We start from the raw sequence: 16,562 nt of genomic DNA, 5'->3' as shown, positions 1-16,562 counted from the left end.
TCGGAAATCATGCGACAGATCCTGCTTTTGTTCTTGTTGGCAATGGTAATCAGTGGCTGCCATGCGCGCTACGATGCCACTCCTGCAGAAGCAAACGTCGATCAGCAATCTGAGCCAGCACTTTCCAATTCGGAAACGGCTTCTTTGGCTGGTGATGATTATTCCCCGGTTAACATCACGCCCACGCCTACTGGCAAGGCAGAGTTCGTCGATGTGACCGAAGCGAGTGGGATCGACTTCATCCATACTGACGGCAAAGGGGGGAGCCGTTATATCGTGCAGACGGTGGTGGCTGGGCTGGCTACGTTTGACTTTGATGGCGATGGCTTGGTTGACATCTATTTCCTCAACAGTGCGCCTAACCCTGGCTCCCGCTTTGATTCGCCTCCTAGAAATGCCCTTTACCGTAACAACGGTGACTGGACATTCACGGACGTCACCGATAGTGCCGGGGTAGGTGACACGGGGTACGGGTTAGGCGTAGTCACCGGCGACTACGATAACGACGGCGACCAAGATATCTATATCAACAACTTCGGGCCCAATGTTTTCTACCGCAACAACGGCGATGGGACATTCACGGATGTTACGGCAGAAACTGGCACGCAGTGCAACAAAGTAGGAGCCGGTGTCGCTATGCTGGATATTGAAGGAGATGGCGACCTCGATTTGTATGTCGGCAACTATGTCGATTTCACCTACGAAAACAATATTGTCGATAAGATCGGCGATTTAGAGTTCTCTACCGGGCCAAAATCTTATAATCCCGTGCCTGACGTTTTGTTCCGCAACAATGGGGATGGGACGTTCACCGATATCAGCCGTGAATCGGGGATCGGCTTAGTCGCCGGCCCGAGCATGGGAATTGTAGCCAGCGATTACGATGACGATGGAGACGTCGACGTCTTTGTCTGCGGCGATTACGCAGCGAACTTCTTGTTTCAGAATGATGGTTCAGGCCATTTCAAAGAAGTCGCTCTTCTGGCTGGTACCGCATACGACAGCAGCGGAAATGCAAACGGAAGCATGGGAGTCGACGTGGGGGATTTTAATCGAGATGGCAAATTCGATTTCTACATGACCACCTTCAGCGGCGAAATGTCGACGTTGTATCAAAATATGGGGGACGGCATGTTCCAGGATATGTCGAAACCTAGCGGAAGTGGATCTAGTACGTTGCCCCATGTAAAATGGGGAACAACGTTTGCCGATTTCGATAACGATACAGACGAAGACATTTTTGTGGCGTGCGGCCACTTTTGGGTGAATGCCCGGAATGTGGATGACCGGACAGCCGTTCGCGTCCCGAACGCTTACCTTGAAAACAATGGTTCGGGAAGATTTACCGACGTCTCTTCTCGCAGTGGCTCAGCCATGGCCATTCTGGAATCGAGTAAAGGTGCCGCCTTCGACGACTTGGACAACGATGGCGATATTGATGCCGTGATCCTCAACGCGAATGCCGCGCCCACGCTTATTCGGAACGAGCTCAAGTCACCCGCTAACAGCGTGCAGATCGCATTACTCGGTCGAGAATCAAATCGCGATGGTGTCGGGGCAAAGATCGTACTAGAGACCTCCGCAGGCGAGCAGCAAGCGGAAATGCGCCGTGGACGCGGTTATCAATCGAGCTACGGCAATCGAGTCCATTTTGGCTTAGGTGACGCCACGCTGCAGCGTATTCGTGTGCGATGGCCAAGTGGCAAAGAAGATGTCATCGAAGACCCTCCCGCCGCAAAGTTTTTACTAATTCGCGAAGGGGGAGAGTGTCTCGCGTTGAAGCAGGGGTTGGCTCCACCAGCCGATCCGAAAGATTAAAGACAACAACACGCCCCATCGTTGGATTTACATCCTATGGAAGTCAAACAAGACCTCTTAGCGAAAGCCGCGAACAAACCAAAGGTTGCTCGCGCCGTGAGTCCACGTTTGCGCATCTTGCTAAATGTCGTGTTGGCGATCGTCGCAGTTCTTTTTGCGAATTCGGCGTACTTGTCTGCGATCACGGCAATGGAATGGTTTTCGGGGCACTCGTACCAGAACTACTTCTATCAGTACATGTTTCTGGGACATCTCGTTCTTGGTTTCTTGTTGATTGTGCCTTTTCTGGTGTTTGGTGGAGTCCATTGGTATGCGACGAGAAACCGCAAGAAGATACGTGCGATTCGTATTGGTTATGCGTTGTTGGCGGCAGGGATCGTAGTGCTGGTAACAGGGATTTTGTTGACCCGAGTCAGCGGATTCGATCTCCGGCAGCCTGCTTTACGAAGTGTTGTCTACTGGCTGCACGTGATCGTTCCTTTGGTGGCCATTTGGCTGTATTGGCTGCATCGCCTGGTCGGTCCCAAAATCAAATGGCGAATTGGTTTGGGGTATCTTGGCGTGGTTGCGGTCATGTTGCTGCTGATGACGGTGCTGCATCGCGAAGACCCGCGTCGTTGGAATGCGGTAGGGCCGGAGTCCGGACTGCAGTATTTCTCTCCTTCCCTTGCGCGAACCAATTCCGGAGATTTTATTCCGGCCCGCGCCATGATGAACGATCAATATTGCAAGCGGTGCCACGAGGACGCTCATAACGGCTGGAAGGATAGCGCGCATCGCTTCAGTTCGTTTAATAATCCAGCCTACTTGGCCAGTGTCAACGAAACCCGCCAAGTATCGTTTGAGCGAGATGGTTCGGTTCACGCCTCGCGTTGGTGTGCCGGTTGTCACGATCCCGTACCGTTTTTCAGCGGCAAGTTCGACGACCCTAACTTCGACATGCTACACGATCCAAGCGGCCAAGCGGGGATTACGTGCACGGTTTGTCACGCAATTACAAACGTTAACAGCAATCGAGGCAACGCCGATTACACCATTGAAGAACCGTTGCAATATCCATTCGCATACAGCGATAATCCCGCGCTGCAATGGATCAACAATCAGTTGGTTAAAGCGAAGCCTGCCTTCCATAAACAAACTTTTCTCAAACCGTTCCATAAAACGGCCGAGTTTTGTTCGACGTGTCACAAGGTGCATCTGCCAGCTGAAGTGACACACTATAAAGACTTTCTGCGCGGACAAAACCACTACGATTCGTATTTGATCAGTGGTGTCTCAGGACATGGTAGCCGTAGCTTTTACTACCCGGAAACAGCCCAGGTAAATTGCAACGGCTGCCACATGCCGCTTGAGCCGTCCCACGATTTCGGGGCACAAGACTTCGATGGTTCCGGCATATTAAAAATCCACGATCATTTGTTCCCTTCGGCAAACACGGGCATTTCATGGCTGCTAGACAAACCAGAGACCACGGCAGCTCATCAGAAGTTTTTAGAGGATGTGACCCGAGTTGATATCTTTGGGCTTCGTCCTGGCGGCGAAATCGATTCGCCGCTCATCGCGCCGCTCCGCCCGGAAGCCCCGGTACTGGTGCCAGGCCAGAAGTATCTTTTGGACGTAGTGATTCGTACTTTGAAACTCGGGCATCACTTTTCGCAAGGTACGGTCGACTCGAACGAAATCTGGCTAGAGGTCGTCGTTAAATCTGGCGATCGAATCGTTGGTCACAGTGGAGGTATTGATTCGCAGCATGGGAACGAGGTCGATCCCTGGGCACATCGTGTGAACGTGTTCATGTTGGACAAGCATGGCAATCGAATCAACCGTCGCAACGCCCAAGATATTTTCACACCGTTGTACAACAATCAGATTCCACCTGGGGCGGCGGATACGGTTCACTACGAATTCACGTTGCCTGAGGACGTTGAAGGCCCGATTACGGTGGAAGCGAAACTCAAGTATCGCAAGTTCGATCAAGAGTACATGGACTTTGTTGCTAAGGCCAACAAGCAGTTGGGAAACAAGATCCGCGGGACCGAAGTAGATGGAACCTATATCAACGATTTGCCGGTTACCATCTTAGCGACCGATACCATGAAATTCGCCGTCGCAGGCTCTGATATCAAAGTCGATAATCCCATTCCGAAATTCGACTTGTGGAAACGCTGGAACGACTATGGGATTGGACTATTAATCTCTGGGAAGAAACAACTGCGCCAAGCTGGTGAAGCCTTTGCTGAAGTCGAGAAATTGAAGCGGTGGGATGGGCCCATGAATTTGGCTCGCACCTATGCCGCAGAGGGGCGTTTAGACGAAGCGGTGGCAGCATTGCAGCGAGCAAAGCAATTCTCTGGCGAGAAAAACTATCCAGAATGGACATGGGCTTGGCTCAGCGGCATGGTCAATCGCGAACAAGGCAATCTGCCCGAAGCGATTAATAACCTGAAAAGTGTGGTCGATGGTCGGACGCCTGAGATGGTCCGGCGTGGGTTTGATTTCAGCAAAGACTATGTCGTGCTGAACTTGCTGGGACAAACCCTGTTCGACTTAGGAACGCAGCGACGCCGACAAGGAAAAGAGCTAGAAGCGATCGCTTATTGGCACGAATCGGCAGAGTACTTTCACCGTACGCTAGAGATCGATTCTGAGAACCTGACCGCCCATTACAATCTGCAGCGAGTCTATTCGGCTCTGGATGAACCAGATAAAGCTCAGCACCATGCCGAACTGCACGAACGCTATAAATTGGATGACACGGCTAAGGGGAACGCCGTTCGACTGGCGCGTGAGAAGTACCCAGCGGCCAACCATGCTTCAGAAGAAGTGACGAAGTATTCCCTACAACGCCGCAAAGACCAAACCCCAGAGCAAGCAAACGAGAAGCCTGCGAAGGACGAGGAAGAGAAATCGGAATGAGTGACAAGACGCAAGCCAACCTGACAGCCGAAGACCCGGAGTTGGATCACGACGACCAGGTCATCGGGCAAGCTTTGCGGTGGTCGCTGGTAATCATCGCGGTTGTGGCTGGCCTAGGTATGGGCGTGGTCTATTTCCTACTGCCAGATAAAACACCGCCGCCGCCCGTCGAGGCAAAGCTGAGCAATGTTGAAACTCGCCAGGCAACTGAGATAGAGATTCCTGCCGTAACGTTTACCGATATTACGAAGCAAGCAGGCATCGATTTTGTGCAACAGAATGGCGCTTCCGACGAAAAACTGCTACCAGAAACCATGGGAGGGGGCTGCGCGTTTTTCGACTTCGATAACGACGGTGATCAAGATCTCCTGTTAACCAATAGCTGCGTGTGGCCCTGGAATCGTGGAGAAAACCATCAGCCGAGCCTGCAGGCTTTGTACGAGAATGATGGTACCGGCAAGTTTACAAACGTGATTGCCGGATCCGGACTCGATATCGAGTGCTACGGCATGGGGGTGGCTGTGGGTGATTACGATGGTGATTCGTTGGTCGATGTTTACCTGACCGCAGTTGGCAGAAACTATCTGTTTCGGAACTTAGGTCACGGCAAGTTTCAGGAAGTTGCCAGCCAGGCAGGCGTCGCCGGTGGCGAGGACGTGTGGGGTACCAGCTGCGGTTGGTTCGACTACGACAAGGATGGGGACCTCGATCTGTTCGTTTGTAATTACCTCGATTGGAAACGACCGTACGATACCAGCCAGAATTTTCAGCTAACCGGTGGAGAACGCGCGTACGGTCGTCCGCAGAATTTTGGCGGCACGTTTCCTTATCTGTTTCAAAACCAAGGGGACGGCACCTTTACAGACGTGACCCAAGAAGCTGGGCTGCAAATACGAGACCCCGTGAATAACGTTCCGCTCGGTAAATCGCTGGGCGTCGTTATGACCGATCTCGATCACGATGGTTGGATCGATCTGATTGTCTCTAATGACACCGTCCAGAATTTTCTATTTCACAACCAGGGAGACGGCACCTTCCAAGAGCAGGGGAGCTTGTCAGGGATCGCGTTTGACGACAACGGCAACGCGCGGGGGGCAATGGGAATTGATATTGGTACCTTCCGTAATACTAATGATGCCGGGGTTGTGATCGGAAACTTTTCGAATGAAATGACCGCCCTCTACGTGGCCGACGAGAGTGGCATGCTGTTTGTCGATGAAGCGGTCGCAACTGGGCTTGGTCCTCAAACTCGCTTGCAACTAACCTTCGGTGTTTTCTTTTTTGATTACGATAGCGATGGCAAGCTCGATTTGCTGGCAGCTAACGGGCATCTCGAGCGGGATATCCATCGTGTTCAAGAAAGCCAGCATTACGAACAGCCTCCTCAGTTGTTCAAGAACTGTGGACCGGAACAAGCGACTGAGTTTATTCCCGTGCCAGAAGATAAGTGCGGAAGCGACTTGGTGAAGCCGATGGTTGGGCGTGGATCCTCTTTCGCCGATATCGACAACGATGGCGATTTAGATGTCGTGATCGCAGGCCTGGGAGGTCCCCCTCGGCTACTACGCAACGATGCCAACTTGCCTGCGAACTGGGTGCGTCTTAAGCTGGACGGTGGTGACGGCAATACCGGAGCCCTGGGGGCAGTGGTTGAATTGACCGCTGGCGGGCAAACGCTGCGTCGGCAGGTCATGCCCACGCGTAGTTATTTAAGTCAAGTGGAATTACCGCTGACATTCGGCCTGGGTACTATCGATAAGATTGACTCGATCAAAATCCTTTGGCCGGACGGTACGATTCAAGAGGTACCGCCACTGCCCGTCAACCAGTTTCACACGATTACGAAGTCAACCTAAGGTAAACGCTTCGAGCTATGCAGTTATCATGGAAGCTACTCCTGAGCGTCGGAGCCGCTCTTTTGGTGCTTGTTGCTTTGGTCTTCCTCAATTGGAGGACGGCAAAAATAGAACAAGAAACAACGCAGCTGCGGGAACTGCTAAGTGCTAAGAACGTCGCACTTGGCTATCTAGAAGCGGATCAGCCGGACAAGACTTTCACGGCTTGGAGCCAGCTGGCAGAAGCATTTCCAGACGAGCCCCTGGGCCCGCAAAATCAGGTCGTGGCTTATCTCATGGCGATCCAAAATGCTGGGGGCCCGCCGAGTACGGAGGCACTGCAACAACTTTCGCTGGCGATAGAACGTCTTAAGGAAATCGCACCCAATTCCGCGACTACCTATAGCCTTTTAGCCCGCGCAGATAAGGCCCACGGCGAGACTCCGGCAGCGCTGAAAGCCTGGCAAAGGGCAGGCGAATTAGATCCCACCAATGCCGCAATCTGGTTCGAGGCCTACTTAACGGCCAAGGAAGCTGGGCCTGAACAGACAAACGCAAGTGAAGAGCTGCTTGCCAAGGCGGCGCAGCTGGCACCTGACAACCTGGCCGTGCTGCTCGAACAGCTACCAAGCTTGGCTCAACAGCAATCGCCGCAGATTGTCGCCGTACTAGACCGAGCCGAAAAAGTGTTTGCCCCGCTCGAAGCTTCGGTTCAACGCTTGGTGAATGTTTCGTTAGCAGACATGATCGCCAAAACCCGTGAGGCGGCCCAACAAGGTGATTGGCCGTCGGTGCGGCGGTCGGTTCAGATGATGCGAAACGCAACTCGAGCTGAAGAAGCGGTTCAGAGTGATCGCTTAATTGTGGAGCGGAGCCCGCTGGAATTTGTCGTGACCGATTTTTCGCCACAGTTTTATCTTGCCCATGCCGGCGAACTAACCACACCTGAGCCCCCCATCGACGTGAAGTTTGCTGCTGGCCAACAAACCAAGCTGGGCGAAGCCACAAACACCCGCGACTTGGTCCTGGTCGACGTCGATCGCAACGACACGCTAGACCTTGTTGTCTTAACGAACGATGCGTTGCTGGTCTTCTTGCAGGAGAAAAACAGCGAGGGGTATTCACCACCGATTCGGATTCCAATCGCCGGAGATTTCACGAACATTCTGGCTGCCGATCTAGATGGCGATTCGGAAATAACCGACGGAGAAGTTCGTCAGACGGCAGACATCGATTTTATCTTGTACGGCCCGAGCGGTATCGCGGTTGTAGAGAACCAACAGGCAAACCCGCTGACATTGGCAATTGTCGAACAAGAATCAGCGGTGCCAGAGGTTCAAACGGCAGTTCTGGCTGATCTCGATCACGACGGTGACCTCGATCTCTTCCTCGGCACGCCGGGAAAGCCGATGGTTTGGAGCAACGTTGATGGACTGCACTTTAAGCCTTGGGCAGACGACGCGATTTCAGGAATGGAAAATAGTGGACCGATGGTCCAAGCAATCGCGGTCGATTGGGATCGTGATACCGATATCGATATCTTGGTTGCTTATGAAGGGGCCCCCGGCTTTGGTATATTCGAGAACCTCCGGCATCGTCGAATGCGGTGGTGTTCGTTGAATGAAGACTTCCCCGGAATCGACCGAGCAACCGTTTTTGATATCGTCGATATCGATTCGAACGCCAGTTGGGATATCTTGTTTGCCGATTCAAATTCCTTAAATCTGGCACGCACCCGGACAGTGGAAGCAGGGAAGGTAGTTCCACTGGATACAACGCGGATCGCCGCTGGAAAGTTTCCCAAACATTGGCGAATACTCGACTACGATAACGATGGCCGGGAAGATTTGTTAGCGTATGAAGATGCACAACTTCAACTGCTACGAGGGACCGCCGACGGAAAGCTTGTCCCAACAAAAGGCGTGCTTTCTGCACAGGAAGCAAATATCGTAGCCGCTCGAACAGCCGATCTCGATCAGGATGGTGATCTTGATCTTGTCTTGTTGTTGCCAGAGGCAATCTTGCCCGTATTCAACGAAGGCGGAAATCAAAACAACTGGATCAACGTTCGCTTGTTGGCAGCCCAAGTTAAGGGAGGCGCAGCGAGTCCGAGTGGACGCGTCAATCAATACGGGCTCGGTTCGTTGTTAGAACTGCGTAGCGACATCAGCTACCAGGCACAAGTCGTTCGTGCGGAGACCACGCATTTCGGCCTTGGTAAACGGACGCAAGCCGACGCCCTCCGCGTGATCTGGACCAACGGCATTCCCCAAAGCATCCTTCAGCCAAAGGTCAACACGCTGATAACCGAACGGCAGACGCTGAAAGGCTCTTGTCCCTATTTGTACGCTTGGAACGGTGATCGATTCGAGTTTGTGACCGACTTGCTCTGGGCGGCACCCATTGGTTTGCAAACGGCAGAAGGCCAGATCGCGCCTGATCGCCCGTGGGAATACATTAAAGTGCCCGGCCATCTGTTGGCAGAAGCGAATGGCCAATACAAACTGCGGATTACGGAAGAGCTATGGGAAGCCGCTTATTTCGACCAGGTCGAACTGTTCGCGGTCGATCATCCGGCGGAAGTCGAGGTCTATACGAACGAGAAAGTCGGTCCCCCCAGCATCGCCGAACCAAAGCTGCACGTTGTCGGCCAAAAGATTGCGCCAACGATTGCCCTCGACTCGCAGGGACGGGATGTTCTCGACTTGTTGGCGAAGCAAGACGATCAGTACGTGAAGGGATTCGAACGAAAGTTCTTACAAGGTGTTACCGAACCACACTACATCGAACTTCTTTTCGATCTTCCGCAAGATGCTTCCCAAATCACGCTCTTTCTGACCGGTTGGATCTATCCCGCAGATACTTCGATTAACGTTGGCTTGGCCGAGAATCAGGCCATGCCAGGGCCGCGTCCTCCTTTTCTCGAAACACTGGATAACGAAGGGAAGTGGGTTGAAACGATTCCGTTTACCGGTTTTCCTGGCGGCAAGACCAAGACAATTGCGATAGACATCTCGCACGCTTTCGCGGGTGACTCGCGGCGGCTACGAGTGGTAACCAGCAATGAGATCTATTGGGACGAAGCGTTTGTTACTGTGGTTACGCCAGCGGTTGAGGTGCGGGAAACTCTATTGAACTTACGCACAGCGGAACTCGCTTACCGAGGTTTCTCAGAACCGATCGTCCATCCTGGCTTCGGCCCTGAACGTTACGACTACGAAAATGTCTCGACCTTACCTAAGTGGTCGGCCATGAGTGGTCAGTTTACTCGCTACGGAGATGTGCTCCCTCTCTTGCAAAAGGTTGACGATCAGTTGGTTGTCATGGGATCGGGTGATGAAATGGCCCTGACCTTCGACATTCCTGCCCAACCCCTTCCGCCTGGTTGGAAGCGAGATTTTGTGCTTCATTCCGTCGGATGGGATAAAGATGCCGATCTCAACACAATCTACGGAACTTCCTCCGAGCCGCTCCCCTATCAAAATATGGGAAGCTATCCTGCGCAATCGTACCGGGACGATTCAGCGTATCGCGACTATCTCGAAGCGTACCAAACACGGCAACAGCAAAGTGCCCGTTTTCGAAATCAATGGCTTGCACCCTAGCGTTGTGGGCTCGCCATTATGATTTATCAACGGCTGTGTAACGGTAGAGGTTATTCACCGTGGTGTCGCAAAGCCCAGCGATGTTAAAGGGGGCGATTGCCTCGGCCACCACTTGAAAGAATCGACCGTATCGTTGGCCGTCGGGTGGCGTTTGCAACGCTTGTATTAGTTGTTGGTGAACCTTTGATACCATCGTACGAAACGCAGGGTCGGCAGCGCAAAGCATTGCCTGGTTGGGTTGGAACCCTGTCGCAAGACGCTCTGTTTCGTAATTGGTCGCCGCAGCAAAGTAAAGCATCGAATAGGGAACGAAGAGGTCGAAACGGCTCATGGCTGCGTAACTTCCCGAGATCAACTCGTCTAGCAAATCGAGTTCCGCTTCCATTGCTTGAGAATACTGCTGAAGTCTTGCGGGCATGTCTTCGCGCTGCCAGCTTCTTTCCAGCAGGGAACAGAGCCGCTCGACACCGCACACCGTTTGGGCGATTCCGCTGCTGTAGAGAGGATCGACGAAACCTGCTGTGTGGGGCAATAGGGCCCAGTTGTCTCCGCAGAATCGAGACCATTGCCGTTGCAGGCGTGATGTTTGACAAACCTCGTTCCCCGGAGCAACAACACGAGCCGTGGCGAACTGCTGGGCCAGGGAAGGGTAACGCTGCAGAGTTGTTTCCCACTGCTGCTGGGCAGAGGAGGTTCGCTTGTTGCCATGGGGCGGTATGCTGGAGGCAATACCGACACTGGTCACGCCGTTGTCGAAACGTAATTGCCACATCCAGGCATCTTGCAGCAAATGATGGAGCGCTGCAGCATCGCAAGGAAAAGGATAGTCATCGAGCGAACCGTGCTGCTGATTGAGTAGGGTCTCCCAAGGAGTCACTCCTTCCATGTGTGCAAAAATGGCCTGCGAGTGCGTTCGCATACGATCGCCAATTGGGGTTAAGCCAAGCGTCTGGGGAAGGAAAGCCGCCTTGCCGGTGGCATCGATTAAAAACTCGGCGGCAATCGTTATCGACGAAGCGCCTTCACGCAGGCCGGTTAGCTGCCAACTTGGCTTGTCGCTTTGAATGGTGACTTGCGTATGATCAAAGTAAGGAATTCCCGCCGACTCGACTTGGCGAACAAATAGCGTATCGACATCGCTACGGAGCCAGTGCGTATCGGCATGAACTTCATCCTGACTTGCTGCAACGTACAGTTCGTTGCGATGGTCAGCATACGAAACGAACTCCTCCTCTGGCCGATGATAGAAGTAAGAGAAACCTCGCTTCGGACCACGCACTACGTCAGGAAACGCTTGTTGCCACTCGCCATAACGCGAAATCGTGCCGAGAAAGGGCAAGTCGTATTGTCGGGCCAAATCACGCAGGACAAGATCGGCCGTGGGGGTCGATGATTCCCCCAAAGCAAACCGTGGGTGACTTCCTCGTTCGAGCAGTACCACGCGAAAGCCGATACGATGGAGCAACAGGGCTGCTAAGCTGCCACCAAAACCTGCCCCAATCACCGCGATGTCTACCGAAAGTTTCTCACTCACAAAATCAACTCTCGGCACGAACACGAAACCTGCGGAAGTATACGCTGATTCAGGTTCATCTGACTAAGTCGGTCTCGTCGGCTTCTTACACAGAGGGGACAAACCGCAAACTGTTCGAGATCCCACAGGTCGACAAAGACTCGCCCGCGGCCTTCTGCCAGCTTCAATCCCTCGTCCATTACGATTTCTAAGGAAGACAACGTTGGTTGAGAGAAGTAGCCGTCGGCTTGCAGTTTCTCCATGATTCCGTTTCCTGCTCGCGTGGGAATCACGGCACAGCAACCAGCCCCTAGCCCCAGAGCGTATTCGATGGACCGGATCGCCCACTCCACGCCTTGCGTTTCATTTTGAAAGGGGGCTTTCAGCAAAATAAAAGTACGCACGACAATATCTGCCGCAAGTAACGTTTCGACTCCCCTGGCGAAATCGTCGAGCGTCATCTGTTTGTTCAGCAACGGCAACACGGCTGGATCGATGGTCTCGAGTCCGAGAGCGATTTCCAAGGTGGTATTGCCAAGTTGTTCGCGAAACTGGCTACAAACGCGATTACAAAGACGAGGATGATTTTCGACGATCACGTGATCGAACGCTTGAGCCCGCTGGGCAATGTGCGTGAAATCGTCCCGAGCAATCGCCTGGGCATCGAAGAAGTTGCCGCTGTTGTACAGCTTGAGATGCTTCGCTGGCGGCAGTTCGCTTAGGGCGAAATCGATTTGCTGGGGGATAGACCCAACGGGAATGCTTGTGTCGGTGGTGTTCTTCCATAAATCGCACATCAAACAACGAAAGGGGCATTCTCGATTGGTGAGAAAAAGCGTCGCCACGTCTACAATCTGCCCATTTGCCGCGCGCTCTTGCTCAACAAGGTGGGCGTAAGGTCGATCTGGCGTAACGTTATTCTTCGGCGGACGATGCTTTACGATCTCAACGTCGTTCAGGCGATAAGGGGGCTTACTCATATCGTTGAGCGAACGCACGCCGGTATTCGATTTCATGGGTGGGGAAGAGTTCGGCGAATTGTTCGCTGGAAACCGTTCCATGTTGGAAGCGTTGTTTCTCGAAGATCGGCATGGTCAGCCCGGTAATCTGCTGCACACCACGGCGTACGATCTCGCCCTTTAGTTGATAAAGCGCGTCATGATTCCAATCGGTCAACTCAATGAAAGGAATTCCTTCGGCGGCCTCGATCACATTGGGCAATGCGTACGGGCTAAAGCCATGGAAGCCGAGCGACTTGGCAGGCGCGTGGGAGCGAACGTGCCCGCGGCTTTGTCCGCCAGAATAGGTGAGCGAATGCTTAACGGCGTTCACCCCCCAACCTTCCTGGTATAGCATCTGGTTGTTCAGCACACTGCGAATCGTAAGTTCCGGGTTTTCTTCAATGGGATAGTCTTTGAGGTTCTCGTCTCCTCCATCGCCATCGATCAAATACTTCCAATCCGGATATCGGCGGCGAATACCACGACAAAGCGCCAGTCCCATGGTGGCGGCTTGGACATCGAGTGGTTTGTAGTCTTCGATGATGCGAATCGCTTCACGGAAGTCGAGATCAGACCGGGGGGCAGAAATTGGCTCCCAAAATAGACCTAAATCAAGCTCTGCTAAAAACTGTTCGGCCTGGGCCGCATCGGTTCCCCCATCCTCGACGGTCAGTGTGAACGCTTTTAGACGAGCCGGTGATTGGCCACGCTTGAGCAGTAGATCGTATAAAACCAGAAAAACCGACCCACTATCGATCCCCCCAGAAAACATCACTCCGAGCGGTTCTTCGCTGGGGATTGTATCGAGCCAGTGATTGATTTCGGCAGCAAGTTTGCTGATGTACCTGTGGCCAATTTCATCTAAATCGGTGCTGAACTGATTCGGTTGCGGATCGAAATAACGCGTGGTTGTGGGATTCGGGTCAGGGCAACCGACAAGGGCCAATTCCAGAATATGATGCGCAGGCACCATGCGTGTGTAGGAAGGGTGAAACTGCCCATGCAGTCCTTCGCTTTTCAGAAAGGTGTAGATCTCGTCGATCCGCTCGGCCACAACCAGGCAAGGCCCTTCGGAACGCTTCGCCAGGAAGTATCGCATCGGTCGTCCCAGCGAACGCGCCATGCGAATGATGGTGCCGTTTTTCGAGAGTAACGCGAAATGACCATCGATCTCTCGCACCTGGTTCGGATCGCCAGACGCAACGCGGGCAACGGCTTCTTCCACCGTCATATTGAAAATGGAGTTGCCCTGAGGATCGAGCAGATTTACTAGGCGTTCAATCGGAACAACGTTAGACATTGGCATCTCGGATTTGGCATGAAGAGGTCGAGCAGTTCAACCTCAAATTATGCCAAACCGAATATGCTTCAACAACAGATGTCACGCTCGGAAACAGCCGTGCGTCCTAGTTGGACTGACTTAGTTGGTTAGCTCCTCGAAAGTTTCGTTACCGATACGATACTTGTTCCAGTCTTGATAATCGAAGTGCCACCACTCTAAGGGGTAGATCGTGAACTTCTCTGCTTCCATCGTTTCGCGTAGAAACTGACGATACCAACGTTGGCGGGTTGTTCCCCCTGGGTAGAGTGGGAATGAACGAGGAGAGAATTCGTCGTAGGTTGCGACCATTTCAACCGGCTCGCCGGTAGCCAAGTCGTACAGGGTAAGATCGACCGCACAACCTCGATTATGCCGCGATCCATTTGCTGGATTGGCGACAAAGTCTTGCATGGAAGCAGGGGTGGCATCCCAGAACATCTTGGTAACGAACCAGGGGCGATAGGCGTCGTGGATCAGCAATCCGAGGCCACGTTCTTTCAAGCGATGATGTGCCCGCACTAAAGCTTCGGCGGCAGGGCGCTGCATGAACGCTTTCGGTTGCTTGTACATCACCGCGCCCATGAAGTTGTTCGTGGTGGCGTAGCGAATGTCTAGCTTGATCGTCGGATCGAGCGACGTTAGCTCTACGAGATCGGACTCGACGAAGTCGCCTGACTCAGCCGGAGGCGTTGCCGCCATGGCTTCAGGACGGATCTCTTCAATCGGCCTTACAGGCTTGATTTTGAAGGTATCGCCATGCGGTGTGCCGACCGGACGCCGTTTGAACAACACCTCAGCAGCCGTAACTTCCGTGGCGGAATCCCTTTCGTCGCGAGCAAAGAACAGTTTCTCGCCGTGGTACAGACCATAATCTGGAAACGCAAACTCGTTGGGGCCAAGCTCGGTTAAAGGATAGTCGTAAAACCATTCGATCAATGCATGCAGTTGGCCATCTTTTTCCAAGATATAGAGCGTATTGTGATCCCAGCCATATTCGCCGATTAACCCTTGCCAGCGTTCCGGAATGCCAGCAGGAGGCTCGTGCGGAAGGCGTTCGTAAATTGCATCAGCAAATTTAATTCCCTGGGAACCGCTAGGCGCAACTGGGGTACCAAATCCAAAGGGATCGTCGGTCACTATGGCTCCCTGTTTAGACGTGGCTCGCAATTGTCGACGGAAAACACCTTGAGCGAGAAAGACATCGCCGTTGAGTTCCGAGATCTTGAGGATGTCGGTTCCACCTTGTTTCTGGTACGTGCCGATCAATGCTTTGGCCCGCTCGGTTGCCAGCGTAGCGGTTGTGGGGTATTCCGGCAGCGGCTGCCCATCTTGCGTAGCGATCATCAAGCGTAACGCGTAGTTGGTCAGCTGGCGTACAATATCGTTGGTGCCATCTAAAGAAGCCGCCGCCGCTACGCCCAGTTTTCGTTCTGGCAACGCTTCAAACTGAGTCGAGAACCCATAGATTGCTCCACCATGTCCAACCTTGGTGTGGTTGTCTAGCTTCTGAATGTGGAAACCAATTCCAAAGTCACGATTTTCGGCCCCATGTTCATCCTTGGTCGGGGTGATCATCTGCTGCAACGTTTCGGACTTTAAGATCGGTCCATTGGGTGTGGCACCCTCTTGAAACAAGCAAATCAACAACTGCGAAAGATCTGCGACGCTGGAATAGAAGTTGCCAGCGGGCCCAGTGCCAAGCGGAAATGTGGGGGCTTCGAAACGACGCTCGTCGTAAGTCCACATCCAACCCGTGGCCAGTAGCTCGGTTTTGTCACTAGGACGATCGAAACTGCTATTGGGCATCTGCAGAGGTTGGAGCAGCGTTTGTTCGATCTGTTGTTCGAAAGGCATGCCTGTTTTGGCAGCAAGGGCCTCGCCTACGACCGAAACCGCCGCATTGGAATATTTGGTCTTGGTGTTGGGGGGATAGACGAGCTTGGTTTGATTCAAGCTGGCGATGGTCTCGGCCAGCGTTGGTTCAGTGGGATCAAAGTAGTTGCCGACCGGAGGTTCACGGACCAGGCCAGATCGATGCGACATCAACTGGTGTAAAGTGATCGGGGTATCGTAAGGATTCTCAGGGGTGAAGTCGGGAAGAATCTCTTGGACTGGGGCGTCGATGTCGAGCTTGCCTTGTTCAACCAACTGCATCACGGCGATGTCTGTGAATAACTTCGAGACCGAGCCTACGCGATAAATGGTTTGGGATGTGGCAGGCACCTTCTTGTCGGCATCTTGATAACCAAACCCATCCGCCCAAACGATCTGCTTATTGTCGACCAACGAAATCGAAAACGCAGGCAAGTCGTGCTGAGAGACCTCGTACTGGACAGCCGCTTTTAGCTTAGCGATCGCTGGGCCGTAATCGACCGCCGCATGGTTGGAGGTGCTGTCTGGCGCTTGTGCTTTACTGGACGAGTTGGTCATGATTGCGAACCCCAGCAGTGTGAAAGTCAGCAAGCTTAACAACAAACAAACATGCTTCGACATAGGGAGAATTCCTTGGCCGTTCTATGGAATCAGCTGGAAGAACGAACTGGTTGGGTGGGG

8 protein-coding genes are annotated in these 16,562 nt (G+C 53.0%); 4 read left to right on the top strand and 4 right to left on the bottom strand.

Annotated features, from left to right (window positions below; all coding sequences use genetic code 11):
- Window positions 1–9 precede the first annotated feature (9 nt).
- From DTL42_RS02540 to DTL42_RS02525, 4 genes are read left to right on the top strand one after another with little or no spacing between them, the layout of a single operon-like run.
- Entirely contained in the window at window positions 10–1,818 is a 1,809-nt protein-coding gene (locus tag DTL42_RS02540; protein WP_114367119.1) for a CRTAC1 family protein, read from the top strand.
- Between the two features lie 36 nt (window positions 1,819–1,854).
- Window positions 1,855–4,734, top strand: coding sequence for a multiheme c-type cytochrome (locus DTL42_RS02535; RefSeq protein ID WP_114367118.1), 2,880 nt, complete (start codon window positions 1,855–1,857; stop codon window positions 4,732–4,734).
- The gene (locus DTL42_RS02530; RefSeq protein ID WP_114367117.1) at window positions 4,731–6,590 is read left to right on the top strand and encodes a CRTAC1 family protein; all 1,860 of its coding nucleotides are present in this window, start codon (window positions 4,731–4,733) and stop codon (window positions 6,588–6,590) included. Before DTL42_RS02535 ends, DTL42_RS02530 begins: the two co-directional genes overlap by 4 nt.
- A gap of 17 nt (window positions 6,591–6,607) precedes the next feature.
- Window positions 6,608–10,174, top strand: coding sequence for an FG-GAP-like repeat-containing protein (locus DTL42_RS02525; protein ID WP_114367116.1), 3,567 nt, complete (start codon window positions 6,608–6,610; stop codon window positions 10,172–10,174).
- A 16-nt stretch (window positions 10,175–10,190) separates the two neighbouring features.
- Here DTL42_RS02525 and DTL42_RS02520 read toward each other — a convergent pair whose 3' ends face one another.
- The 4 genes from DTL42_RS02520 to DTL42_RS02505 form a co-directional block, all read right to left on the bottom strand.
- The gene (locus DTL42_RS02520) at window positions 10,191–11,708 is read right to left on the bottom strand and encodes an NAD(P)/FAD-dependent oxidoreductase (RefSeq protein ID WP_158545200.1); all 1,518 of its coding nucleotides are present in this window, start codon (window positions 11,706–11,708) and stop codon (window positions 10,191–10,193) included.
- Window positions 11,705–12,703, bottom strand: a complete 999-nt coding sequence (locus DTL42_RS02515) for a radical SAM protein (protein ID WP_234824046.1) — start codon at window positions 12,701–12,703, stop codon at window positions 11,705–11,707. Before DTL42_RS02515 ends, DTL42_RS02520 begins: the two co-directional genes overlap by 4 nt.
- Window positions 12,660–13,988, bottom strand: coding sequence for an asparagine synthase C-terminal domain-containing protein (locus DTL42_RS02510; protein ID WP_114367113.1), 1,329 nt, complete (start codon window positions 13,986–13,988; stop codon window positions 12,660–12,662). The genes DTL42_RS02515 and DTL42_RS02510 overlap by 44 nt, the downstream gene beginning before the upstream one ends.
- A gap of 120 nt (window positions 13,989–14,108) precedes the next feature.
- Complete coding sequence (locus DTL42_RS02505) at window positions 14,109–16,502, bottom strand: serine hydrolase (protein ID WP_114367112.1); 2,394 nt, start codon at window positions 16,500–16,502, stop codon at window positions 14,109–14,111.
- Window positions 16,503–16,562: the final 60 nt, after the last annotated feature.

It is taken from the genome of Bremerella cremea, from assembly GCF_003335505.1.
GTDB lineage: Bacteria > Planctomycetota > Planctomycetia > Pirellulales > Pirellulaceae > Bremerella > Bremerella cremea_A.
Note: the sequence above shows the minus strand (reverse complement) of the source record. Positions and strands in the feature narration are given on the sequence as shown.

Coding starts and splice junctions, on each gene's coding strand:
- DTL42_RS02540 (WP_114367119.1), top strand. CDS start 10: ATGCGACAGATCCTGCTTTTGTTCTTGTTGGCAATGGTAATCAGTGGC.
- DTL42_RS02535 (WP_114367118.1), top strand. CDS start 1,855: ATGGAAGTCAAACAAGACCTCTTAGCGAAAGCCGCGAACAAACCAAAG.
- DTL42_RS02530 (WP_114367117.1), top strand. CDS start 4,731: ATGAGTGACAAGACGCAAGCCAACCTGACAGCCGAAGACCCGGAGTTG.
- DTL42_RS02525 (WP_114367116.1), top strand. CDS start 6,608: ATGCAGTTATCATGGAAGCTACTCCTGAGCGTCGGAGCCGCTCTTTTG.
- DTL42_RS02515 (WP_234824046.1), bottom strand. CDS start 12,703: ATGAAATCGAATACCGGCGTGCGTTCGCTCAACGATATGAGTAAGCCC.
- DTL42_RS02510 (WP_114367113.1), bottom strand. CDS start 13,988: ATGTCTAACGTTGTTCCGATTGAACGCCTAGTAAATCTGCTCGATCCT.
- DTL42_RS02505 (WP_114367112.1), bottom strand. CDS start 16,502: ATGTCGAAGCATGTTTGTTTGTTGTTAAGCTTGCTGACTTTCACACTG.